This is a genomic window from Leptospira jelokensis (assembly GCF_004769635.1).
Lineage (GTDB): Bacteria > Spirochaetota > Leptospiria > Leptospirales > Leptospiraceae > Leptospira_A > Leptospira_A jelokensis.
The window spans coordinates 457,742-481,475 of sequence record NZ_RQGH01000011.1 but is presented as its reverse complement, the minus strand read 5'-3'; the positions used below and the strand labels follow the sequence as shown (position 1 = coordinate 481,475).

Below are 23,734 nucleotides of genomic sequence, written 5' to 3'. Positions count from 1 at the left end.
TATGTCTTATTTTCCGGTGCTGCCGAACCCACCCGTTCCCCGAGCCGTATCCCCAAGTTTTGGAACCACTTGCACCGAGAGTTTGGCCACTAATTGGAAAACAATTTGGGCAATCCTTGTCGCTGGTTCTAAGACAAAGTCCTCTCCACCCAAGTTGAGGAGTGGGATCAGGATTTCACCCCGGTAGTCTGAGTCGATTGTCCCTGGGCCATTCGGCATCATGATGCGGTTTTTGGTTGAAAATCCACTGCGAGGTCGAATTTGCCCTTCATACCCTTCGGGGATTGCCATGGCTAGGCCCGTCGGCACAAAAACCACCTCTCCTTTTGGAAGGATAAGGTTTTCCAAAAGGCATGCGGAGAGGTCCATCCCTGCTGACCCGGTAGTTTTGTATTCTGGGACAACAGCCCCTTCTTTTAAGATTTGGATTTGGAGCTGGCCTTTGAATTCTAACATAAAGTCCTTTTGTTACACATTGGATTTTGGATTTTCTAAATCAGACGACTTACTTCGGATCCAGTAGATAACGAGTCAAATGGGCACACCCAATTCATGTTTTGCTACCTAGACTCAGTCTTTTTTTATCCACCAAATTGCACGGGGATTTTAGCAAATTGGCTTTCTGTCATATCCCCCACACAAGACAAATGCACTTTATCCAAACCAAACATCTCTTTGGCGGCCTGATTGATTTCGTCTAAGGTAACGGATTTGATTGCCTTCATTCTATCTTCTAAAGAAAAGTACTGACCATAATAGATTTCCTGTAAGCCAATATTATTCATCCGGTTTTCTGGTAGTTCATACCCGATGGCTATGGAACCCATTTGGTTGGATTTGGCATCAGCAAGTTCTTGTTTGGAAAAACCTTGTTTTGTGATTTGTTCCAATTCTTTTAAGATGAGTTCCACACACCGTGCGGCCTTTTCTTTTGAAGTCGCAGAGGAAATGGAAAAAAGCCCAGTGGTTTTGTAATAAGAAGGAAAACTATAAATGCTATAACAAAGACCTTCTTTTTCACGGATGTTTTGGAAAAGCCGAGAGGCCATACCTCCACCGAGAATGGTTGAGATAAGACCTGATACTGTGACCGTTCGGTAGTCCCTCTGTTTTCCATTCACACCTAACATGATATGGAATTGTTCGATTTTCCGACGTTCCAAATGCTTCGAATAACTCTTTTTAGGCGCAGGGATAATGAGTTCAGTCGGTGATTTCCCTTTGGGATTTTCAAAGGAAAAGTATTTTTTGGTAAGGTCGAGCACCTTCTCCCAAGTAAAATTCCCTGAAACAGAAATCACCATATTCTTAGGAAAGTAATGTTTTTCAAAAAATTTTCGGATGGAGTTTTCTGTGACTCCAGTCACTGATTTTTTAGTGCCAATGATATCACGGCCGTAAGGTGACTTCCCAAAGATATTACGAAAGTAATAATCGTATACAAAATCATCAGGGGCATCTTCATACGAACGCATCTCTTCCATGATGACACCTTTTTCTGTTTGGATGTCCTCTTTTCGAAAGAGAGGTCGAAATAACATATCGGATAAAATTTCAAAGGCAAGTTCTGCTTGGTTTTTGATGGCAACTACATAGTACTGTGTGTATTCGCGACCCGTAGAACCATTTAAGATCCCACCCACTCTCTCAATGGACTCAGCAATTTCTTTACTCGTGCGAGTTTCTGTGTCTTTGAAGAGCATATGCTCTAAAAAGTGAAAGTATCCATGTTCGGAATTGGTTTCGGCAAGACTGCCTTGTTTTAAAAAAACACCCACCCCCATCGAGGATGCGTGTTTCATAGGTTGGAAAAGAACCGTAAGGCCGTTTGGCAATACAGTTCGTTTGCATTCAATGACGGGTGCCATTTGGTTCACTCCCCCCAAACAGATGTTTGGGGACTGTTTAGTTGTCTAAAAGGACATCCTTTCTCGAAAGATCAATTTTTCCCATTTTATCAACGGAAATCACTTTCACTTTGATTTTTTCCCCTTCGGAAACAATGTCACGAACAGATTGTACTCGTTTCACATCCAATTTGGAGATGTGGCAAAGACCTTCTTTTCCAGGTAAAATTTCCACAAAAGCCCCAAAGTCAGCGATACGTTTGATGACACCTTCGTAGATTTTTCCCACTTCAATTTCTTCAAAGATTCCATCGATCATGGCAATGGCTTTTTCTTTGGACTCTTCACTTGGGGAGGCAATGGTTACCTTTCCTGAATCATCCACTGAAATCTCAGAACCAGATTGTTCGATGATGGCACGGATCATTTTCCCACCTGGGCCAATGAGCTCTCCAATTCGATCTTTTGGAATTTGTTTTTGTGTGATGCGAGGAGCGTTTTCGCTAAGGTTTCCCTTCACAGAAGAAATGGCTTTGTTCATTTCACCAAGGATATGGTCACGACCAACTTCTGCTTGTTCAATGGCCTTTTGTAAGACTTCCAAACCAAGTCCATTGACTTTTAGGTCCATTTGGAAAGCCGTGATCCCTTTTTTGGTCCCTGCAAGTTTGAAGTCCATATCACCGAAGTGGTCTTCAATCCCAGCAATGTCAGAAAGTACTGCAAAACGACCCTTTTCATCACTGAAAAGTCCCATCGCAATCCCAGACACAGGGCCAGAAATCGGAACTCCACCTGCCATAAGCGCCAGTGTTCCAGAACAAACAGATGCCATGGAAGAGGATCCATTGGATTCTAAAATTTCAGAGACAAGCCTGATCACATACGGAAACTCCGTTTGTGTTGGCAGGACTTTTTTAATGGCACGTTCCGCTAAGTTCCCGTGACCAATTTCACGCCTTCCAGGACCAGAGTTACGTCTTACCTCGCCTACGGAAAACGCAGGGAAGTTGTAGTGTAACATAAAGTTCTTTTCTTTGGAACCTTCGAGTGTCTCATACCTTTGGTTGTCAGAAGTGGTTCCGAGTGTCATCACCCCAAGGGACTGTGTTTGCCCTCTGGTAAAAACTGCTGAACCATGTGGTCCAGGGAGCACATCCACTTCACAAGAAATCTTTCGGATCTCGTCCGTTTTACGACCGTCAAAACGAATCCCTTCGCCAAGCACAAGTTCGCGGACCACTTCGTATTCCAATTCATGTAAGAAATGTTTGATGTCTTTCGATTTGTCTTCAGGAGCCAGTAAGGTTTTAAAATGTTCAACCGTTTCTTTGTTAATGGCTTTGATGTCGTCGTTACGTTTTGCTTTGTCTGCATTTTTGTTGGCAGCAGTCAAACGTTCGAATGCGAATTCACGAATTTTAGCATGGAGTTCTTTGTCAGGAGCTTTTAAAACCACTTCCTTTTTGACAGTTCCATTTTTCTTTGCTAATTCTTCTTGCATGGCAACAGCAATTTTCAATTGCTCTTGTGCAAAACGAAGTGCTGCCATCATGTCATCTTTGGAGATTTCGTTTGCTTCCCCTTCGATCATGACGATGGCATCTTTGGTTCCCGCAACCACTAAGTCCAAATCAGATTTTGTGATCTCTTCGTTAGTAGGGTTCAGAACAAATTCTCCACCGATACGACCGATACGAGCTCCTGCAATGGGACCTGCAAACGGAATGGAAGAAACAGAAAGCGCCGCCGAAGCTGCGTTAATCGCATGGCCTTGGACCGATACTTGTTTGTCTGCGGATAAAACTTGAACGAGGAGTTGGACTTCCGAGAAGTAACCTTCTGGGAACATAGGACGAATGGGTCTGTCGATGATACGGGAAAGGAGTACTTCGTGTTCAGCTGGTTTTGCTTCACGTTTGAAGTATCCACCAGGGAAACGACCTACCGAGTAAGCCTTCTCCGTGTATTCGCAAGTTAATGGGAAAAAATCTTGTCCATCTTTTGGTTCGTCTGCCGCGCACACTGTGGCAAGCAGGACCAAATTTCCGGTTTTGTATACAACCGACCCGTGAGCTTGTTTCGCCCACTTGCCGGTCTCTAGGGTAATCGAATCTCTACCCCAAACACCAGTGTACTCTGTAGCCATAGGAATTACTTCCTAAGGCCGAGTTTTTCAATCAGCTTTTTATAACTTTCTAGGTTGGAACGTTTGAGGTATTCCAATAAACTCTTTCTCTGGTTTACCATAGCGATGAGGCCACGGCGAGAGTGGAAATCCTTCTTGTTTGCTTTGAAGTGTTCCGTAAGGTCTTTGATACGAGAGTCGAGAAGAGCGATTTGTACTTCTGCAGAACCTGAGTCGTTTGGCTTGCTACCGAAAGTAGCAATGATCTGCTGTTTTTGTTCTTTTGTGATCATAACAGTATCCAGATTTTAAGAAGGACTCATTTAGAAAACATAATTTTTGCGGAAGGGTCAAAAAATACTTTTCGGTATCGGTAAGGAATGTGGGCCGGTTTCTCTGCGTACGAACACCAAGCAAGGATCGTCTTTTCGTCAGAGTCTACGATATAAAACCCATTTTCATCCGCCTTGGGGAGTTTGTCCCAAATGTATCCGCCGTGGATGACCGCTTTTTTTTCCGCTTCATCCACGAGGCGAATCGGCAAAGGGAACACTTCTTTCCAACCTTTCAAATCCAAAAAGGTAATCTGGTCCAAGGTTTTGGCACCCTCCAACCCATACTCTCCAATGGATTCTCGGACAAGCCTTCCAAGCGAGAGTGGGATCCCCCATTTCTCAGAGAGGTCGAGGACAATTTTACGGATGTACGTCCCAGAACTCACATGGATGCGAAAGGAAAACCCGTCTTCTGTGAATTGGATGTCGTTTACCGAATGGATGGTGATGGCACGTTCCTTTTCTTCCACAGTAGTTCCTTCTCGGAAAAGATCAGATTGCCGTTTCCCACCAACTTTCAGAGCTGAAATTTTCGGTGCTTTTTGGGTTTTGAGATTGGTAAGAGTTTGGAGCTCAGATTCCAATTTCTGGATGGGAAAGGTAGAAAGGAAAGATTGTTTCGCTGATTTGCGCTCATCCATTTCCACAACCCCATCGGGGTCACCTGAATCCGTACGAAGCCCAACAATCACTTCTGCCAAATAGGTTTTGTCTTTCCCTAGGAATACTTGGGAGAATGCCGTGTAATCCCCGCAAGGCAAAATTAGGAGTCCCTCTGCAAACCTGTCGAGAGTTCCCGTATGCCCCACCGATTTCTGACCGAGCAAACGTTTGGTTCTTAAAACCAAATCGGAACTCGTGATCCCAGGTGGTTTATACACAAATAAAAATCCAGATTGGTAAGGTCTTGCCATAGCATTTCACCAAACAACACTTATGTGTTTATTCGAAATCGGTATCGTTTTCTGTATCCGCTATTTCCGAATCTGTATCTGCGTTTTCCTCTTCCCTTTCCTCTGGATGGAGTTCTTCAAATAAAGTTTTTGGTGCTGATTCATCGATGAGTCGGTTCACTTCTAAACTTTTGATGTAGTTGTTGTCCCAGACAAAACTAAATTTTGGATTGGTGTGAAGGTGGAGGTTTTTCCCAACAAGCGAAGATAAAAACCCCGCACAGGAAACAAGCCCTTGTGTGAGTTTTTTTCGTTCGTTGTTATTACAGAGTGCAGTGAAGTATACTTTCGCATACTTTAAGTCTTCGCTGATTTCAATGCGGTGGAAACTTGGCAAAAAGACCCGAGGGTCTTTTACCTTGCCTTCTAAGATCGCAGAGGAGATAAGGCGGATGATCTCCGATTCGAGTTTTTTCATTCGAATGGGATTCATTTAGGCCGCCTTAGAGTTTACGAGCAATCTCTCGGATCTCGTATGCTTCGATCTCATCACCCACGGAGAAGTCGTTGAATCCATCAAGTAAGATACCACATTCAAACCCAGTGAGGACATCAGCCACATCGTCTTTCATACGTTTGAGGTTTTTGATTTTCCCTTCCCAAGTGATCTCACCTGTTTCGCTGGAAATCACACGAACATGTGCTTGTTTGGTTACCTTACCGGATTTCACCATACAACCTGCAATGTTCCCCACTTTGGAAATTTTGAATACATCTCGTATTTCCACTTTTCCAATGATGTTTTCCACTTTCTCAGGTTCGAGCATTCCTTCCATGGAAGCTTTCACTTCGTTCACCACATCATAGATGATGCTGTAGTATTTGATTTCGACTTTTTCTTTTTCAGCAAGAGATACTGTTTTTGGATTCGCACGGGTGTGGAAACCAATCACAATCGCATTCGATGCGGAAGCTAAGATGATATCGGAATCCACAATGGCACCAGTCCCTGCATGGATCACATTCAAACGAACATCTGCAGTCGAAAGTTTTTCGAGGGCTTCTTTCACCGCTTCAGTCGATCCGCGAACGTCCGCTTTGATGATGACTTTGAGTTCTTTGAGTGCACCTTGTTTGATGATCTCACTCATATTGTCGAGTGTCACTCGAGTGGCAGCATTTTTCGATTGGCCAAGTCTTTCATAGTCTTGTCGGCTATGCGAGATGGTCCTTGCTTCTTTGTCATCGATCACCACATCAAATGGAGCTCCTGCATCAGGAACACCATCAAGACCCGTCACAAGTGCCGGGAAGGATGGGCCTGCTTCTTTAATGGAACGACCAAGGTCGTCATACATCGCACGGACGCGACCAGCATGTACACCCGCAACAAAGGCATCACCCACACGAAGGGTTCCGTTTTGGATGAGAACCGTTGCCACAGCACCACGACCTGGATCGAGTTTCGCTTCTACAATGGTTCCTTTTGCTTTTCGTTTCGGATTTGCTTTGTGATCTAGGAGTTCTGCCTGGATGATGAGCATCTCAAGCAGTTTATCAATTCCAATATTACTTTTTGCTGATATATCACAGAAGATGGTAGTTCCACCCCATTCTTCTGGTTGTAAACCGTAGTTGGAAAGTTCTTGTCTTACCTTTTCTGGGTTTGCTGCTGGTAAATCAATTTTATTCACCGCAACAATGATCGGAACTTCTGCTTCTTTGGCATGGTTGATGGCTTCGATGGTTTGCGGCATCACCCCATCATCAGCAGCCACAACGAGCACCACAATATCAGTAACGGAGGCACCACGTGCTCTCATCGAAGTAAAGGCTTCGTGACCAGGTGTATCGAGGAAGGCAATTTTTCCACGTTCTGTTTGCACTTGGTAAGCACCAATGTGTTGTGTGATCCCACCAGATTCCCCTTCTGCCACTCGGGAAGACCGAATCGTATCGAGGAGTTTGGTTTTACCATGGTCAACGTGACCCATGATAGTAACAACAGGAGGACGTGTGATGTAATCATCTGGATCGTCTTTTTCTTCTTCAATGACAGTTTCGTCATAAAGGGAAACGATCTTCACCTTACAACCGTAATCGTCTGCAAGAATCGATGCCGTTTCCGCATCGATAACGTTATTGATCGTTACCATCATCCCCATCTTCATGAGTTTGCTAATCACTTCCCCTGGTTTAAGGTTTAGTTTTTTAGCAATCTCACCCACTTGGATGTTTTCTAAAATGGAAATTTCTTTGGGAACTGCGGCGAGGGCAGCAGCCTGTGCTTTTTGTTTGCGAAAGGATTGTTTGAAAAACTTTGTGTTTTCGTTTTCTTCCCTTCCACCTTTTTCTTTATCAAAAACTTTCTTTTTGGCACCACCGGGACCACCAGCACCTGGAAGTCCTCCTGGAGGAGCACCAAAGGGAGCATCACCGGGAGGTCTGCCACCGCCACCTGGGCCACCTTGGCCAATGGGTCTTGCCCCACGGTTTCCTTGGTAGCCACCGGGACCACCTTGTCCTGGTCCACGATTTCCCTGGTATCCACCTGGGCCGCCTTGGCCTGGTCCACGATTTCCCTGGTATCCACCGCCGCCTTGGCCTGGTCCACGATTCCCTTGGTAACCACCGCCTTGGCCTGGTCCGCGATTCCCTTGGTAACCACCACCTTGGCCTGGTCCACGATTCCCTTGGTAACCACCACCTTGGCCTGGTCCGCGATTCCCTTGGTAACCACCACCTTGGCCATCCTGTCTTTGCGGACGTGGGGTTGTAGGCCGGCTCACAATTGGATTGCGGTCTTCTTTTCTAAAATACCCTTGGTTTCCACCACCTTGCCCTCCACCAGAACGATAGTTTGGTGAAGATGTGTCGCCTGATAAGATGGATTCCGGTTTTCGGTCCATCGGTGGTTTTTCTCTTTCTTGTGGAGGAAGAGGTTCCGGTTTTCGTTCTGGACGAGAAACAATCGGAGATGCTTGGGAAGGAGCTTGCGGACCAGATCCGAGACCTTGTCGTTTTGCTTCTTCCCGAATGAGTTCGTTTAAATCCTTTTTTTTGTCCGCACTAGGAGTAGAAGGTTGTTTCACTTCTGCCGCAGCTTTAGGCTCTTGGTTCCCGGAACTGGATTCTTTTTTCTCATCAGAAGGGGCCGCTTTCTTTTTGATGACAAGTTTTTTCTTGGTTTTGTCACCACTGGCTCCTTGCTGGAGGGTTTCTTTGATCGATTTTTGCTCTTCCATATTATGCCTTAAAACTTAACCCTCTTCTACCCATTCGATTGACTCACGTAACAGACGTAATATCTGTTCTGCCGTGGTTTTTCCGATCCCGGAAATTTTCGAAAGTTCTTCCTGGCTGAACTCAAGGAGGGTTTCCACATTTTTGATCCCACCGGCTTCTAATAGGCCAACGATCCTCGGTGTGAGACCCGGGATTTCAGAGAGAGGTGTGTATCCAGAACCTTCTTCTTCCTCTTCTCCACTTGACTCGTTGTAACCGTCTTCCGATTCTTCCATTGCTTCTTGTTGGGCATTGAAGAGTCTGTCCAATTTTTCGCGTGCTTCAGGTGATGCGAGTTCTTGGTTGTATTGTGATACAGTTTTGATATCGATTTTAAATCCCGAAAGTTGGGACACAAGTTTTACATTGGAACCATTGATCCCAATCGCAAGGGATAAGGATTCATCTGGGACAATGACAAGTGCATCCCCACGTTTTCTATCCACATGCACTTCTACTGGTTTTGCAGGAGAGATGGCATTGGCAATGAAGACACTTGGTTCATCCGAATGGAGCACAATATCGATCCTTTCATTTCCAAGTTCTCTTACGATGGCTTGGATCCGAACCCCTTTCATCCCCACACAAGCACCCACTGGGTCTACATCAGATTTACTTGTGGTGACAACCACCTTTGTTCTGTAAGACGGGATACGCGCGACATCTCGGATTTCCACAATGCCATCATACACTTCTGGGATTTCCATTTCGAAGAGTTTTTTGACAAAGTCACCAGACGCACGGGATAATGTGATGACAGGCATCGGTTCACGAGGTCTCAGTTCCACACGAGAAATGATGGCTTTCAGACGGTCCCCTTGGCGGTACTTTTCGCCAGGGTTTTGGTCTTTTTTTAACATGATGCCTTCTACCTTACCAAGGTCGATTGACATGATGTCCTTTTTCCAACGTTGGAAGTACCCATGAGTGAGTTCCCCTTCCTTGGATTTGTATTCTTGGTAGAGTAATTCTTTTTCCATGTCGCGTAGACGTTGGAAAACCATTTGTTTTGCTTGGCTTGAAAGGACACGAGACAAGTCTTGTGGTTTTTCAAACACTCGGATTTGGCTTCCTACTTCGACCTTTGGATCGATCTTTTGTGCATCTTCCAAAGAAACTTCGAGAGGGTTTGTTGTTTTATCTGCTACGACATCGCGTAACACAGAGATGATGATTTCATTTTTATTGTCGGAGCCAAATTCAACTTGGCAGCGGTCGTCCGTTTCCGCTTCTAAACCAACTTTTTTGCGATAAGCGGCAAGGAGGGAGTCGCGGATGACACCGAGTACGAGTTCTCTATCAAGAGATTTGTCCTGACAGAATTGTTGGATGGCTTCGAATAGCCCAGTTTCTTTCGTTGCTTGTTTTGTCGCCATAGTCTTAAATTTCTAAATACAAATTTCCCTTTCGTATTTCTGCGATGGGCATAGATACCGATTTTTGGTTCTTTTTGTGTCGAGTTTTACGATCGTAAAGCGTAAGCTCAACGGAATCCCCCGAAACCGGTCCCAAACGAAACAATCGTTTGTCCCATTTCCCTGCTTCCAGCGGCACTTCTAGTTTTGCTAAAAGTCCTTGGAAACGAATTAAATCCTCCGGCAAACGTAAAACACGTTCTGCTCCCGCGGAGGAGACTTGGAGAGTGAAATCAAATTCCTCTCCCCATTGGTCCAGCTCCTCTTTGAGTCTCCTAGACACAGTCTCACAGTCTTCCAAACTAGCAGAGCCAGTTTTGTCTGTGAGATGATCCAGTTCAATCTCAATGAGGGCGTGGTTTTTCCGATTCTGTACTTGGAGCGAAAAAAGCGCTAGAGGTGGAGCGAGAACTCGTAAAATCAGTTCTCTGATGTTTTCCTCGGTATATACCAAACCATATCCAAAGATTCCAATAGGAATCTGTATAAGAGACCAAAGCTCATGCTAAAATTTAGCACGTCTCTAGACAGGCTAGGAAAAGCGAGTTGTCCTGTAAATAAAAAATTAGGGAATGGATGTTGCACCATGAGAACCCTGTACATCGGCGTCCTACTCTTCGTTTCCATTTCCTGTTTGCGTTTCCGAGTGGAGAACCTAAAGGAAGAAATCCTCTTTCGCATCCCACTCGGAGCCACCAATGAAACCTTTGAAGGTGTGGTGGTGAACCAAGTATTGACCAATGTTCCCTTAACCATCCCTACTTCTTCCAATATTTCGGCCCTTGCTGATAACAAACAGTCTGTCATCAAACTTTTTGATCGAAATGGAAGGCTCGATGCGACGATCGGGAATCCGGATTTCAAATCCGTTGCAGGGATCCCCCACTACCCCTTTCGTTTTGGCGGGATTGGCATTGTCGCCATGAATGAAGACGGGGACCTTGTGGTCCAAAACCGGATTTCTTCCAAGGGAATGGAACTCCCCCCCGGCCAAGAGAACTTATACAAAACCTACAGTGGTGCCTTTTCGACCCAAGGGACAACTGTCCTCCCTTCCTTTCTTGTACAAATCACACAAAAAGGTGTCGTAAAGTTTATGTTAGGGGCTTCGGGAAAAAACTCAGAACCCTTCCGCTACATTGAATCCATAATGCCTGGTGAGGGTGATAAATTATTTGTTTACCACCGCATAGCAGAAGAGATGCGACTCTCTTATTTTGAGGAAGGAGAACTCAAAGGGAATTTGAAGGAATCAGCACTCGATGTATTCAATACAAGTGATGCCAAAGAATACGACATCACATTGGATAAACTCATTCCCCATCCTGAGGGAGACTACGTTTTAGGTTCTTTTAGTTATGATTCCAAAAAAGACAAACGTTTTAAATTTCGTAGGATTTACCGTTTCCAATTTGATTCGAAAAATTCAGAACTCTTAAAAGAAATCCAAGACCCTTCTGAAATTTTATTTTCCATTCGAAACAATGGTGAGTTCTATATTTGGGAAACAGAAGATGGTGGGAATTCGGTTCGTCTGCAAGTCCATGACAAAGAAGGAAACCACATCAACAACAAACGGATTCCTTTTTCTAGTCCAAGGGGCCAGTGGAGAGAAACATATACAGATGCCTTTGATACAATTTATTCTGTTCGCATACGGTCTGGTGCCTTAGAAGTGTACCGCTGGATTTAGATGAAACAAATTCCGCTTTTTACAAGTGATGAATCCAAAAAAATGGATTCTTTGGCCATCACAAAACTAGGATTCTCCGAACAATCTCTTATGGGAATGGCCGCCTTATCCGTGTTTCATGCGAATGAAGACCTTTGGAATACAGCAGAATCCATTTGGATCATTTGTGGTTCTGGAGGGAACGGTGGGGATGGTTATGCCTTGGCCCATTTCCTTTACCAAGAAGGTCACACGGTACAAGTTTTCCAAACTTCACCTAATAAAAACGAAGCGGGACAGTTCTATGAATCACTTGTGAAAAACACAATTGGTAAGATCGGCAGTCTTAAGGATTTCCAAACTGAAACCGAACTGACAAAAGAAGATTCCGTTTTACTCGTGGATGCGATTTTTGGCACTGGATTCAAGTCCCCACTCGCAAAGGATTTCCAATCACTCATCGAAACCATTAACGAGTCTGGAGTATTTTTTTACCGACTTTCCCTGGATACCCCTAGTGGTTGGGATCCGTACTCCCTCGGACCCAAAGGGCAAAAAACTCATCATTATGTGTACGCAGATTCCATTGAAGAATTAGGGACACAGAAATGGGAAAATGTAGGTTTTATTTATGAAAAAGACAATCTAATCCCAAGGTATTTTGAATCGATTGGTTTCCCGATCCGCACCCACCTAACAGAAACAAAGTTTTCCAATAAATACTATTATGAAAAGGACCCAGAAAAAGCCATTCAGGTTCTGAAACGTAAAAACAATGCTCATAAATACAGTGTTGGATCTGCTATGTTTTTTGGGGGTTCACAAGGAATGGAAGGTGCGATCCTTCTCTCAGAAGAGGCCTTTTCTAGGTTAGGTGGTGGTATTTCAAAGATTTATTCTCCTTCCAAACAAATATCCCAATATGTATTAAAAGAAGATTTATCCAAAATGGCTCTTTTCGGCGATTTTGATTCTCTTCTTTCCGATCCTTTTTATGCGAAAACAAAAACCATTTTAGTAGGTCCTGGGCTAAAGTCCTACCCCACAGGCCTCTCTGAGTTAAAATTGGAAAGTGGGAAAACTTGTATTTTGGACGCTGGCGCAATCCCAGAAATTGGCACGAAACTTCCAGTTGGTGATCGGATCCTACTCACACCTCATGTGGGTGAGTTAAATCGATTAATAGGAAAAAATCACCATTCCATCCAAGAAGCCTATGATAGTTTAATTCCTTTTACAAAAGAACACCAAGTTTATGTTTTATTAAAATCATTTGTGAGCCTTCTTGTTTGTCCAGATGGATCTTCGTATGTTTGGGAGTCACCGAATCCAAAACTTGCGACTATGGGAACTGGAGATCTTCTCTCTGGAATTTTAACTAGGTATTTTAGTTTGGATTTAGAACTTTCCATTCCTGAAGTTGTATTACTTGCACTTTCCTTTTTGGACAACTCCAAACAATTGGAAGAACCGTATCCATCGGCACACCAAATCCTCAAATCACTTGTGGAGGCATTGTAATGGGAAAAGGATACCACTCACGTTCACCAGAAGAGTTTCGTGATTACTTAAAACAAATCAACGACAAACACAAAAAAACGAGATGGAGGCAAATTGTCCTTCTCATTGATTTGGTACTCGTTGTGCTTATTTTCTACATTGGATTCAAAGCGCTAAACCCTGGTAGTTTTCAAAACAGTACAAAATCCGACAAACAAGTGGTAGATGGATTTCCAATGTATTTAAGTTTGTCGAGAGAAGAAGACCCAACTTACCAAGGTTATTTTTTATTTATCGAAAATAATACAAAATCTGAATCTAAAGTTCCAAACCCAGATTGGAAATCAGAATTTCGGATCAAAACAAGAAATGGAATTTTGTGTTTTTCAGAGCCAATCCCTTGGGAAGAAAGGACAATTCCTTCCCAAACCAATGGGTTTTTGTACCATTCTGTTTCCAAAGAAAAATGGAAAACTCTTGTCCCCGATTGCCGCAAAGAAATTTTTGATGAAGAGGCTTCAATATTTCGCTCTAAATTTCGATCCTTGGACTTAGGTTTTTATGCACAAGTGGTCCTACAATCAAGTGACAGAACCTATACCTTCCAAATCAAACAAAAACCTTATAAATGAACTTCCGGGTAATCTTCTTGGTAACTTTCTCCGTTGACTCCGTAATACCTTACATTCCGTTTCACAAAGTCGGCATCATAGCCTACCACACCTGCCTCCCAAGTTGACTTTAAGAATTCAGGGAATGTGCTCCCACCTTCTTGGTCTAAACGAAGGGCCGTAATTAATTTATCTTTCTGAAACACAGGAATCTCAGAAACACCCGTTAGGAGTGGGTTTCCTTGTTGGACAATGGCTCCACCTTGCATCATATAAACGGACTGGCAGGATGGTAAGGTCCAACGGTTCATTGTAACACCAGCCTGCCTTAATACTTCAGCGAGTACGGGAAAGCCACCAATTTTGGGACGGATGGACATGGCATATTTTTGTGCCTCAGTGAGTTTTGTAATTAAACTTGTCATTTTGTTTTCCTCATTCTATTGGGTTTGTATTTAACTTGTGTATGTTTGTGAGTTTGAGTAAAATCCTTAGGATTTCTTTTTTTTCCGCTGCGGTGAGCCGTAAAAAAAAGTATGCATCGTTTTCATCTGCTACCTTTGCCAATTTCGGAACGAGAGTCCTTCCTTGTTTGGTGAGTTTGATCTCTTGGTAACGTCGATCGACGGAGCCTTCCTCTCTACTCACAAGGCCTTTGTGTAACAATCGGTCGATGAGTTTTGACACAGCGCCTCGACTAAGGCCTGTAAACTCAGCTACGATACTTGGAGAAGTATTGGTTGGGTTCGCATACATCTCTCGTAAGATCACCCATTCAGCAACCGTCACATCCAAATGGGATAGTTTTTTTGCAAAAGCATGTGAGACTGCATTCGAAACCACCCTAAGGTGGTAACCCAAATGTGATTTTAGATGGCTTGGCTCCAGATTAGGTTCATTTGGCATAAACCACATTTAGTTTCCTAGGAAACTATTGTCAATGATACTATTACCGAAATAACCGAAAAAATCAGCTATCTAAATCAATTTTTTTTTAATTCCTCTTCTAATCGGTTCACCACTCCTTCCAAAACCATGACCCGCGCATAGTATTTATCATTGGCAGGTACCAAAAGCCATGGAGCCTTCGGAGAATCCGTTTTATGAAACATTTCATTGGCTGCATCCTCATACAATTGCCATTTGTCACGGTTACGCCAGTCTTCGTCTGTGAGTTTCCATCGCCTGAGGGGATCGTTTTTCCTCTCTTCAAATCGCTTGAGTTGTTCATCTGAACTGATATGCAACCAAAACTTGATGATGATGGTGCCAAAACTTTGGAGTTGTTCTTCAAATAAAAAAATTTCTTCGTAGGCACGTGACCATTCCGGAGGACTTGCAAAACCTTCCACTCGTTCCACAAGCACTCGCCCATAATACGAACGATCAAAAATACCAACATGACCTATTTTGGGAATTCGGTTCCAAAACCTCCAAAGGTAATGGTGTTTGATTTCTTCTTCATTGGGAGCTGCAATATGATGTACTTCGAATAAACGTGGGTCAATTTCCGATGTGAGCCGGCGGATCGCTCCCCCCTTCCCTGCCGCATCCCAACCTTCAAAAACAATTAACACAGGTTTGTTTTTAGATTTTGCAAGAAAGGTTAAATCTCTGATTTTATTTTTTAAACCTTTCATTTGGATTTGGTATTCATCACTTGGAATCGACAAACCGAGATCCAGTTGCTTTAAATTTAAAATTTTAGATAGAAAGAGGTTTTGTTTCATGGGATAAGTTCCATTCCTCGTTGGATCATTTGTAAATTTGCTTTGGAATCATAGTCTAACGTACGTTCCAGTTTTTCCAAGATGGCATCAAACACAAGTAGTTTGGTATCCTCTTTTTTATCATTCGCGATAATGGTCCATGGAGAATCAATTGTCCGTGAGGAACTTAAAATCGAATCAAAAATTTCAAAGTATCGTTTGTAATGTTCACCTTGGTCTTTGTCGTATGGAGAAAGTTCCCAGTTTTTTTTCTTTTTTTTTGCCTCCTCTAGTCGTTTCTTTTGTTCTTTTTTGGATAAATGGAAAAAGAATTTATGAACGATGATTTTGTCTTTCGATAAAATCCGTTCTGTATTGAGAATGGACAACAATCTGTGGTCGTATTCCACCAAACTTAATTTTTTCTGTGACCTGAGATACGCCAAACGACTGTAATATGTGTTCAAATAAAAAAGAAATTCACCATATCTAGGCAACACTTTCCAAAAGTTCCATAGAAATGGATACCCACGATCCTCTGATTGGTCTACGTAAGGGGAATGTACTTTAAATTTTCTTGGGTCTAGGCGGATGGTCAAAGACTGTAAGATAGATCCTTTTCCAGAAGAAGCAAACCCTTCGAGTATAAAGATGTGAGCAATCTTTTGTCGTACACTTTCTCTTTGCAAAAGAAAGAAACGCTCTTGTAAGGTCTCCAAATCTTCTGGCAAAGATTTGGGAATTTGGTTTGTTGGATGTCGTTCTAAAATCACAAACCAAAATCGTATAGAGGTTGTTTGAACCTCCAAGCATTTTTTACATTGGTTTGGGAAATCCTGGCCCTGTTGCCTTTGCAATATGTTCGATTCCAGGCGTTTGTCCTACATATCGGGGGATGAGATGGACATGCAAATGGGGAACTCGTTCGGCGATTGCGGTCATGTACATTTTTTCTGGATGGTAACTTTCTACGATTTCTGTCCCCTTGTGGAGTGCCTTGCCATAGGACTCAAATTGTTCGAGTGTTAATTGGTGCCAAAATTCGACATGACCTTTCACTTCTAAATAAAGATAACCCTCAAGGTTTTGGTTTGCTTTTCGTAAAATCCAAAATTCATTTTCGTATAGGATTTCTTTGGGATTTTTGTGAGCTTCGCAGATGGAACAAGTCATAAATAGACTCCAGATTGCCGATATAACATATGATGAGAATTTATATTTTTATTTTCCTTGTCTCTCTATTTTCTTTGGTCTCACCTATGAATGCAGTAGCACCAAAAACGGAACAAGACCCACTCACAGAATTTCTCATCACAATTTCAGAAGTTATTTTTTCCGATCCCTTCCAAAAAGAGGAAATCGAAATTAAAAAGAGGCTTTTGGAAACGAACCAATCCGAAGTTCGTCAACTTCGCATCCGCATCAAAAACTCTCTAAAACAAAATCAAATCACAAAAGACAACTTGATCTCTTCCCAAACGAAACGAAATGCATGGGCACTAGATTTAGAACAAATAGGAAACTTAGGTGGGATTCTTTGGAAAGAAGATCGTGGTACCATTTACCAATGGGGAGATTGGTCTGATTTTTATGAAGATGGGTTTAGCAAAGAGAAACTTCGCTTGGAAGGCCAAATCCCATCCTTCTCCTATGAGGGAGGCACCATCTATTTTTTTATCAGAAACCCACCAGGATCTTTTCCCATCCACCTTGCCTTTGTCGGTTGGGAAGCAACGTTTTATGCCTTTGGTGATGAAGGTTCTTTACGTTACACAAACGACTTTCAATTGGATCCATCCGAACGATTAGGTGATTTCAGAAAGAACTTTGATGCGATTCGAAAAAAAATAGCTGGTTCCAGTCTTTTCCAAGTGAATGACCTTACCGTTTTTCTTGTACCAGGGAAACCAAAACCAATTTACTATGTATTTTTGTTCTTACGATTCCTTCTTGTCATTTGGACCATTTTACTTTTTTCATACATCGTTCGAATGAGTTTTTCTTTTCCAAAAAATCATTTGCCCAAGGATAGCCTCCCCTTATCCTGACAATACATCCCGCCAATTTGCCCTGGTAGTTCAACGGATAGAACATCGGTCTTCGGAACCGACAGTGGGGGTTCGATTCCCTCCTGGGGCACCAGTTAGAATTTCAAAACCAAGTCCAGCTAACAAAAACAAATTGGGAATCGAACAGTTTTGTGAGCCAATCCATTGCGACCCCGTGAACCGCCGGAGCCTACTTGCGGGAGGTGGTGAAGCGTTGGCTAGCCTTACAGGCTAGAGGGTGGATTGAGCAATGTTTTGGAAAAGCCGACCTGGATGGGAGGCGACGAACAAAACCGAGTTAATAAGAGATTCGCGAATATAATTAATAAAATCAGTCAAAAATTTACTAAAAAAAACTTGATTATCTTATTCCACCTGGAATATTCTATTTTATAATCTATATCAAGTGATATATTTTATAAAAAGACTTCCAATGACGAAACTAAGGGAACCTAATCAAAATACTCATTTAAAATCAAAAAAGCAGATTTTATTGAGAAAACTGAATTTAGTGTTAAAAAATCAGAAACTTGATTCTTTACCCAATTTTCGTGAAATTGCAAAAATCTTAAAAATGGAAATCGGGGAGCTAAAAAGAATTTTCGAAAACAAAAAAAAACTAGAAAGAGATTACAATCTCTATCTAAAAGTCAAATTTGATAAAAACCCAAATCGAGCTTTCAAGATGAAATCAAAGAACAGAAATCATCTCAGTCAACTTATTCAGCATGAAATTGTAATTTCTTACTATTTATGGAATTATCTTTAGAGGCAATCAATGACTAGACCGGAAGGTAGTAAAAACGAAGACTATGAAGTGAAACGAAATAAAATTCTGGAATCACTCTTTCAAAAATTAGTCCAAAAAAAATTCAGAGAATTTCCTAGTTTTAGAAATGTAGCGAAGTTACTGAATGTTTCTCCACCAACTTTGAAACACTATTTTCAAAGCCGAAATGGAGTCATGACAGCCCTACTCACTCACATAGAAATCAAGGGCGAAGCTTATTTAGAAAAAATATTGGTACCGGAAGGAAATGGAAAAGAATCAATATATAAATTACTCCAATACATTACAAGTGGTTTTGAATCAGGTCCAGTAGGAACAATCCATCAATTCGGATTGTCACATGGCATGGGTGAAAAAGAACTCGGACCATCTTATTTGGTCCATTTATTTGAACCATTATTAGATGCTGTTGAAAGAAGATTGATCCTTCACCAGAAACAAAATGAATTGATCGAATGTGAACCTAGAGTCGCTGCTTTATTTTTAATCTCTCCCTTATTTTTGGTATTATTACACCAAAAAAAATTAGGTGGTCACAAAGTAAGACCTCTCAACATAGATGAATATTTACACAATCATACTGATATTTTTTGGAAGGCATTTGCAAAAAAGCAGAAAGAATGAAAAGTTGTTTCTTAAAAATTTTACTGTATATTCTAACATTTTTTTTAAGTCGCTCAATTTACTCAAATGAGAGTATCAGGAAACCTCCACCTTCCTATGATTGGACTATTTCATTGGGAATCGCACCTATTTATGGGCCTGTCTTTTTTGGATCAAGGTATTCTGGATATTCAATCTTTCCTGATTTAAGATTCAAATATAAAGACAAAGTAAACTTTTCTATACCAGATGGATTATCTTATAATTTTTTATTGAATGAAAATTGGTCTTACGGTCCTATTTTTAAAATTCGTTTCGGTAGAAATGACGAAGATGGTGCCTCACCCTTTCTTATTTCAAAGGGAACCAAAGACATAAATAGACTAGGTAATTTAGGTATTGCTGGCGAACTAGGTTTCTTCATTCAATACAATATAGAGAAATTTAAGATTAGAAGTGAATTCAGAAATGGAGTATATGAACATTACGGAAAACTTTTGGATTTTTATTTTACTTATTCGAATCGAAAAGGACCAATTTCCTTTAATTTTGGGCCCAGAATCTCTCTTGCAAATAAAGAATTTTTAAACCATTATTTCGGCATAAACATCTTTCAATTCGGTAGGACAGGAATTTTCCCTCAAAATCTTGATTCGGGACTTTTTTTCTTTGGATTCACTGGCTCAGTTCTCTTACCAATATCAATGGATTGGGCAGTCACAATATTCTTTAGCTATGATCAATTGTCAAAAAATGTAGGTTCATCAAGTTTAATAGAATTACGAGGATCCATTCATCAATGGAATATTGGCATGGGTCTAGGGTATCGTTTCGGCTGGAATGATTAATCGATTCTACACCTGAAAAAAACATTAAATAAACTAAAAATCGCAAAGTATACGAATTTGTACACTTTGACACTAGGAAATCAAGTTGCGATTAATTATTTTTACGAACATTCACAACAATGGTTTTGGCAATTCGATCATGAAAACATTGCCTTCGGTTTGAAAAAATCAAAACAGAATCAAAAAGAAACAAGATGAAACCTAAAATGGGAATGTGGAAAACAATGGCTGGAACAATTTGCCTTAACATGATTAGACGATCAGTCGAGAGCATCGCGCCAGACTCGTCCACGATTTTAATTTTCATCAATTTTTTTCCAACAGTTTGACCATCTTTTTCCAAAAAATACAGATTGATGAAAAACGTTAAAAAGATTAAGAACAAAAAGATTCCTGTGAGGTAAATCGTACTAAACTGGTTTTCAGAAGGAATCAAAACATTGATCACTAATACTACTAATAAAACGACGAATCCACTACCATAAATGAAAAGGATGTCAATGCATGCTGCGATAAATCGTTGCGAAGGTGATGCCAATGTAACCCCATAGGGTAAATAAAAATTTCCATGTTGTGCCATAACTTTGATCAGGTCATAAGGTGAATCAATTGACAATCAAATATTCGGAAGGTACCCAAATTCGAGAAAAAATATGCCTGCTTTTTGCAAACAGGCTTTAAAGGAAAAAAGATGCATTGGAACAGAACGAACGAATGTGAACTTTAATTTTTACAGATTATTTCTCGAATAAAATCCTATTTATAAACATGATTACAATCGATCAATTGTTGGTATTTCGTACTTTCTGGTGGCCATGCAGTGGAATACCGCTTAAAATAAACATTTGTGTATTTTTGTCCATCATACACTTGCTCATAATAGGTAGATGCAACAAAACACTCTCCATTGGGTCGCTTCATCGCAACAACTCCAGCAAATCCTCTCGCTATGATGATCCCACTGATCTCATGACGGATCGGACTAAAAGACTTGGACACAATCACAGCCCTCATACTCGTCAACTTTTCTTCCGAGAAAGCGGCAGAATACGCTTCTAACATCTGTTTGGATAAATTGGGATCAACCATTCCAGCAGGTGGCATTTTTATCGTTTTTGCCATCTCTATCGATTTTGCATCTTTTTCATTTTGGATTTTTTGATCCTCAAGTGCTTCTGCTTCTTTTTCACGTTTGTATTCCGCTTGTTTTCGTCTTCCAAATTCATTGGCAACTTCTCGACAAGGGATTTCAGGCATACCCAAACTTTTACAGTTTTCTAATCGTGCTTCTACTTCGCTATCGCTTAAGGTCGATAAAGAAGCACAGTTAACAACTAAGATAGAGAAAAAACTAAACATGAAAATATATTTTAATAAGATATTCATTGAAATCCTCAAATTTGATCCTTTAACGATATCAGAAATCGCTGTGTAATACAATCGCCAGTATTGGTGACAATGGATAAAAGAAATCTCACCAAAATTGGTGAGATTCAATTTTTTGAAAGGAAACAATTTCTAGACAAAGTAAGAATGGATTCTATCTATTCAAATACTGTGATTTTACGCCTGCTTGTATTCTTTTGTTTCGTCCTCACTAATTGTTCTGAAGTGACAGTGCATGCAAAAAAAGGTGTTTTTGATTTAGGAAACAAATTGTCTAGTCGGGTGATCCCCTTAAATGGGGAGTGGGAATTTTATCCAAACCAAAGATTAAACACGATCAAAGAGGATTTTAAACTCTTCGTTGGAATGCCTTCCTTATGGACCAATGATCCTGGAATCCCTGCCGAAGGGTTTGGTGTTTACCAATTAAAAATCAAAAACATTCCGAACGTTTTGATGGGTTTACACATACCAGAAATGTATTCCTCTTATCATGTTTATATCAATCAATCTTTAGTAGCGAGTAGCGGACAAGTTGCCAATACGAAAGAATTGGCAATCCCTTCATTTAACCGAAACGTAATCCAACTTAACTCAATTTCCAGCGAAATCATTTTATCCATTGAAGTTGCAAATTTTCATTTCCCACGAGGTGGGATACCGTCTCCTTTGCGTATAGGAGAATACAAAAATATTATCAGTTATAGGGAAAATGGAATTGCTGAATCAGTTTTTTTATCTGGTGCTGCATTTATACTTGGATTTTATCATATCATTGCTTACTTAATTTTTAGAAAGGATAAACCTTTTTTATATTTCGGAATTTTCTGCCTCAATTTATCTTTAAGGCCATTACTTATCAACGAACAATATTTAGTTGAAACACTACCCATGATTTCGTGGGAAAATTGGCAAAAAATTGAATTTTTAAATTTCTTAGCTCTCTTACCTTTTTTTTATCACTTCATCCGTGTTTCGTATTCAAAAGAACCACAAAAGATTTTTTCAAAATTTTTAAACGTGATCTTTATATCTCTTTCGTTACTTGTCATTTTGACACCTCCGGCAATTTTTGCGCATATTCCAATTCCTGTATACATTCTTATTGGCCTAGCTGTAGTCGATTTGTCCATTCTACTGGTTAAGGAAATCAAAAAAGGAGACAGAGGAGCAAAAGTTGTTTTCCTTCTTTTCTTATTTCTTGCAGTGATCGTACTCATTGAAATCTTAATCGAAAGAAATATTATCAAAGGAATCGATTTTATAGAAGTACCCGGTTTTATCACATTTTTACTGTCACAGGCGTACGTGTTATCACTTCATACAGAAAAATTACGAAAAGAAAAAACAGATGCGGAAATTGAAATATTAAATGAAAAAAGAAAAAATTTAAGACTGGAAGTATCATTGTCAAATGAAAGGGAGAGAATTGTCTCCGATTTACACGACCATTTGGGAGCAAAATTAACTGATTTAAGATTAAAAATTGATAATTTAAAACCAAACATCCAATTAACCGAGAAAGACATCGATTCTTTAAAAATAGATGTCAAAAAATGTTTTCAAAGTTTTCGAGATACAATCTATGATAATGACGATTTTCGAATTATGGCTGAAGATTACATGTTTGGTTTGCAATTAAATCTTACGAGAAGGTACACAAATGCAAATCGAGAACTTCGATTTGAAACAACGGAATATACGCGAAATCAATTCCAAAACATCGAAGAAGAAGATACCAAAAGGATTTTATATGCAATTACAGTCGAGATTGCGACCAATGATTTGAAATATGGAATCAATACTTCCAATTGGAGTTTTGTTTTAACTGATTATTTTTTATCTGTTAAGATGAATGTTGGCACCAAGTTTTTGCCTTCGAAGGAAATTTCAATCGGAAGTAAATCGATTCAAAAACGACTACAATCACTGAATGCAACTTATTCGGAATCCATTATAAACAATACTTACTCAATCGAATTTCAAATTCCTATTCAAAGTTTAATGCATAATGAAAAAAAATAATCTTCTAAAACTAGGTTTGGTTGAAAATCAGTTCGAATTCCAAATTTCTTTTGAAGTGAAAACAAAAGAATTAAATATTCCGGTTAGGCTTGAGACTTGGACCTCCGCTGAAGATTTCCTAAAACATGGCAAAAAAACTGACCTTGATTTATTGTTTGTAGATATCCGTTTGCCCCAGATGGATGGCATTGAACTGATCAGAATCATTTCGGAAGAAATCCCCGATTTAAAAACAGCTGCCCTAACCATTGCGGATTCGGAAGAAACAATATTTGCAGCCCTCCGGGCAGGGGCACTTGGATATCTATTAAAATCAGAGTTATCTGATTTAAACCATATCATCACAACCATTATGAATGGAGGGGCCATGATCACCCCCACCATTGCCCTTAGAATGATCCATTACTTTCGCACACCAAATGAGAAATCTGAGTTTGAATTAACGAATCGTGAAAAACAAGTATTACTTGAAATAGCTTCCGGATTATCCATCCATGAAGCCGGAAAAAGATTAGGAATTAGTGACAATACTCTCAACACTCATCTCAAAACCATCTATCGAAAATTAAGAGTTCGTAACCGAGTGCAATTGATCGAACGAGCGAGGAAATTAGGATTTATCAAATGAAAAAGAATCAA

The 23,734-nt window shown here is 40.6% G+C and carries 24 protein-coding genes and 1 tRNA gene; 9 read left to right on the top strand and 16 right to left on the bottom strand.

The window, feature by feature from the left end:
- Positions 1-6: 6 nt before the first annotated feature.
- The 9 genes from dut to rimP all read right to left on the bottom strand — a co-directional run bounded on the left by dut (position 7) and on the right by rimP (position 10,357).
- Positions 7-456 carry a dUTP diphosphatase gene (gene dut, locus EHQ62_RS06735; protein WP_135641414.1) on the bottom strand — a complete coding sequence of 150 codons (450 nt, stop codon included), beginning with the start codon at positions 454-456 and terminating at the stop codon, positions 7-9.
- A 125-nt stretch (positions 457-581) separates the two neighbouring features.
- Complete coding sequence (locus EHQ62_RS06730; protein ID WP_135641413.1) at positions 582-1,868, bottom strand: M16 family metallopeptidase; 1,287 nt, start codon at positions 1,866-1,868, stop codon at positions 582-584.
- Between the two features lie 37 nt (positions 1,869-1,905).
- Positions 1,906-3,996 carry a polyribonucleotide nucleotidyltransferase gene (gene pnp, locus EHQ62_RS06725; RefSeq protein ID WP_135641412.1) on the bottom strand — a complete coding sequence of 697 codons (2,091 nt, stop codon included), beginning with the start codon at positions 3,994-3,996 and terminating at the stop codon, positions 1,906-1,908.
- Between the two features lie 5 nt (positions 3,997-4,001).
- Positions 4,002-4,268, bottom strand: a complete 267-nt coding sequence (gene rpsO, locus EHQ62_RS06720; RefSeq protein ID WP_002973902.1) for a 30S ribosomal protein S15 — start codon at positions 4,266-4,268, stop codon at positions 4,002-4,004.
- Between the two features lie 26 nt (positions 4,269-4,294).
- The gene (truB, locus tag EHQ62_RS06715) at positions 4,295-5,224 is read right to left on the bottom strand and encodes a tRNA pseudouridine(55) synthase TruB (RefSeq protein ID WP_135641411.1); all 930 of its coding nucleotides are present in this window, start codon (positions 5,222-5,224) and stop codon (positions 4,295-4,297) included.
- Between the two features lie 28 nt (positions 5,225-5,252).
- Positions 5,253-5,696, bottom strand: a complete 444-nt coding sequence (gene rbfA / locus EHQ62_RS06710; RefSeq protein ID WP_135641410.1) for a 30S ribosome-binding factor RbfA — start codon at positions 5,694-5,696, stop codon at positions 5,253-5,255.
- 10 nt (positions 5,697-5,706) lie between these two features.
- Complete coding sequence (infB, locus tag EHQ62_RS06705; protein ID WP_135641409.1) at positions 5,707-8,448, bottom strand: translation initiation factor IF-2; 2,742 nt, start codon at positions 8,446-8,448, stop codon at positions 5,707-5,709.
- Positions 8,449-8,463: 15 nt separating this feature from the next.
- Positions 8,464-9,864, bottom strand: a complete 1,401-nt coding sequence (nusA, locus tag EHQ62_RS06700; protein WP_135641408.1) for a transcription termination factor NusA — start codon at positions 9,862-9,864, stop codon at positions 8,464-8,466.
- Between the two features lie 4 nt (positions 9,865-9,868).
- Positions 9,869-10,357: a ribosome maturation factor RimP gene (rimP, locus tag EHQ62_RS06695; protein ID WP_244241663.1), complete on the bottom strand. Its 489-nt coding sequence runs from the start codon at positions 10,355-10,357 to the stop codon at positions 9,869-9,871.
- A 132-nt stretch (positions 10,358-10,489) separates the two neighbouring features.
- On the opposite strand from rimP, the gene EHQ62_RS06690 reads away from it, so the two are divergent.
- The 3 genes from EHQ62_RS06690 to EHQ62_RS06680 are packed head-to-tail and all read left to right on the top strand — an operon-like array spanning position 10,490 to position 13,707.
- Positions 10,490-11,596 carry an LIC_12708 family protein gene (locus EHQ62_RS06690; protein ID WP_135641406.1) on the top strand — a complete coding sequence of 369 codons (1,107 nt, stop codon included), beginning with the start codon at positions 10,490-10,492 and terminating at the stop codon, positions 11,594-11,596.
- Positions 11,597-13,096, top strand: a complete 1,500-nt coding sequence (locus EHQ62_RS06685) for an NAD(P)H-hydrate epimerase (protein WP_135641405.1) — start codon at positions 11,597-11,599, stop codon at positions 13,094-13,096.
- Positions 13,096-13,707, top strand: a complete 612-nt coding sequence (locus EHQ62_RS06680; RefSeq protein ID WP_135641404.1) for a hypothetical protein — start codon at positions 13,096-13,098, stop codon at positions 13,705-13,707. Before EHQ62_RS06685 ends, EHQ62_RS06680 begins: the two co-directional genes overlap by 1 nt.
- Here the strand turns inward: EHQ62_RS06680 and EHQ62_RS06675 are convergent.
- The 5 genes from EHQ62_RS06675 to EHQ62_RS06655 form a co-directional block, all read right to left on the bottom strand.
- Positions 13,698-14,111, bottom strand: coding sequence for a DUF1398 family protein (locus EHQ62_RS06675; protein WP_135641403.1), 414 nt, complete (start codon positions 14,109-14,111; stop codon positions 13,698-13,700). The two genes, EHQ62_RS06680 and EHQ62_RS06675, sit on opposite strands and share 10 nt — an antisense overlap.
- Positions 14,112-14,121: 10 nt before the next feature.
- Positions 14,122-14,601: a MarR family winged helix-turn-helix transcriptional regulator gene (locus EHQ62_RS06670; RefSeq protein ID WP_482793325.1), complete on the bottom strand. Its 480-nt coding sequence runs from the start codon at positions 14,599-14,601 to the stop codon at positions 14,122-14,124.
- Positions 14,602-14,669: 68 nt separating this feature from the next.
- Complete coding sequence (locus EHQ62_RS06665) at positions 14,670-15,416, bottom strand: UDP-galactose-lipid carrier transferase (RefSeq protein WP_135641401.1); 747 nt, start codon at positions 15,414-15,416, stop codon at positions 14,670-14,672.
- On the bottom strand, positions 15,413-16,168 hold the full coding sequence (locus EHQ62_RS06660) for a polyphosphate kinase 2 family protein (protein WP_135641400.1): 756 nt from the start codon (positions 16,166-16,168) through the stop codon (positions 15,413-15,415). Before EHQ62_RS06660 ends, EHQ62_RS06665 begins: the two co-directional genes overlap by 4 nt.
- A 43-nt stretch (positions 16,169-16,211) precedes the next feature.
- Positions 16,212-16,568: an HIT family protein gene (locus EHQ62_RS06655; protein ID WP_135641399.1), complete on the bottom strand. Its 357-nt coding sequence runs from the start codon at positions 16,566-16,568 to the stop codon at positions 16,212-16,214.
- A gap of 32 nt (positions 16,569-16,600) precedes the next feature.
- Here EHQ62_RS06655 and EHQ62_RS06650 point away from each other — a divergent pair, with 32 nt between their 5' ends.
- The 4 genes from EHQ62_RS06650 (at position 16,601) to EHQ62_RS06635 (ending at position 19,684) form a co-directional block, all read left to right on the top strand.
- Positions 16,601-17,443, top strand: coding sequence for a hypothetical protein (locus EHQ62_RS06650; RefSeq protein ID WP_135641454.1), 843 nt, complete (start codon positions 16,601-16,603; stop codon positions 17,441-17,443).
- A 19-nt stretch (positions 17,444-17,462) separates the two neighbouring features.
- Positions 17,463-17,537 (top strand) — tRNA-Arg (locus EHQ62_RS06645).
- A gap of 684 nt (positions 17,538-18,221) precedes the next feature.
- Positions 18,222-18,857: a TetR/AcrR family transcriptional regulator gene (locus EHQ62_RS06640; protein WP_135641398.1), complete on the top strand. Its 636-nt coding sequence runs from the start codon at positions 18,222-18,224 to the stop codon at positions 18,855-18,857.
- Positions 18,854-19,684, top strand: a complete 831-nt coding sequence (locus EHQ62_RS06635) for a MipA/OmpV family protein (protein WP_135641397.1) — start codon at positions 18,854-18,856, stop codon at positions 19,682-19,684. Before EHQ62_RS06640 ends, EHQ62_RS06635 begins: the two co-directional genes overlap by 4 nt.
- A gap of 91 nt (positions 19,685-19,775) precedes the next feature.
- Here EHQ62_RS06635 and EHQ62_RS06630 read toward each other — a convergent pair whose 3' ends face one another.
- Both EHQ62_RS06630 and EHQ62_RS06625 read right to left on the bottom strand, forming a co-directional pair.
- On the bottom strand, positions 19,776-20,300 hold the full coding sequence (locus EHQ62_RS06630) for an RDD family protein (RefSeq protein ID WP_135641396.1): 525 nt from the start codon (positions 20,298-20,300) through the stop codon (positions 19,776-19,778).
- Between the two features lie 140 nt (positions 20,301-20,440).
- Complete coding sequence (locus EHQ62_RS06625) at positions 20,441-21,070, bottom strand: hypothetical protein (RefSeq protein ID WP_135641395.1); 630 nt, start codon at positions 21,068-21,070, stop codon at positions 20,441-20,443.
- 72 nt (positions 21,071-21,142) lie between these two features.
- Between EHQ62_RS06625 and EHQ62_RS06620 the strand changes: the two genes are divergently transcribed.
- The gene (locus EHQ62_RS06620; protein WP_135641394.1) at positions 21,143-23,095 is read left to right on the top strand and encodes a 7TM diverse intracellular signaling domain-containing protein; all 1,953 of its coding nucleotides are present in this window, start codon (positions 21,143-21,145) and stop codon (positions 23,093-23,095) included.
- Complete coding sequence (locus tag EHQ62_RS06615) at positions 23,082-23,723, top strand: response regulator (RefSeq protein WP_135641393.1); 642 nt, start codon at positions 23,082-23,084, stop codon at positions 23,721-23,723. Before EHQ62_RS06620 ends, EHQ62_RS06615 begins: the two co-directional genes overlap by 14 nt.
- Positions 23,724-23,734 lie beyond the last annotated feature (11 nt).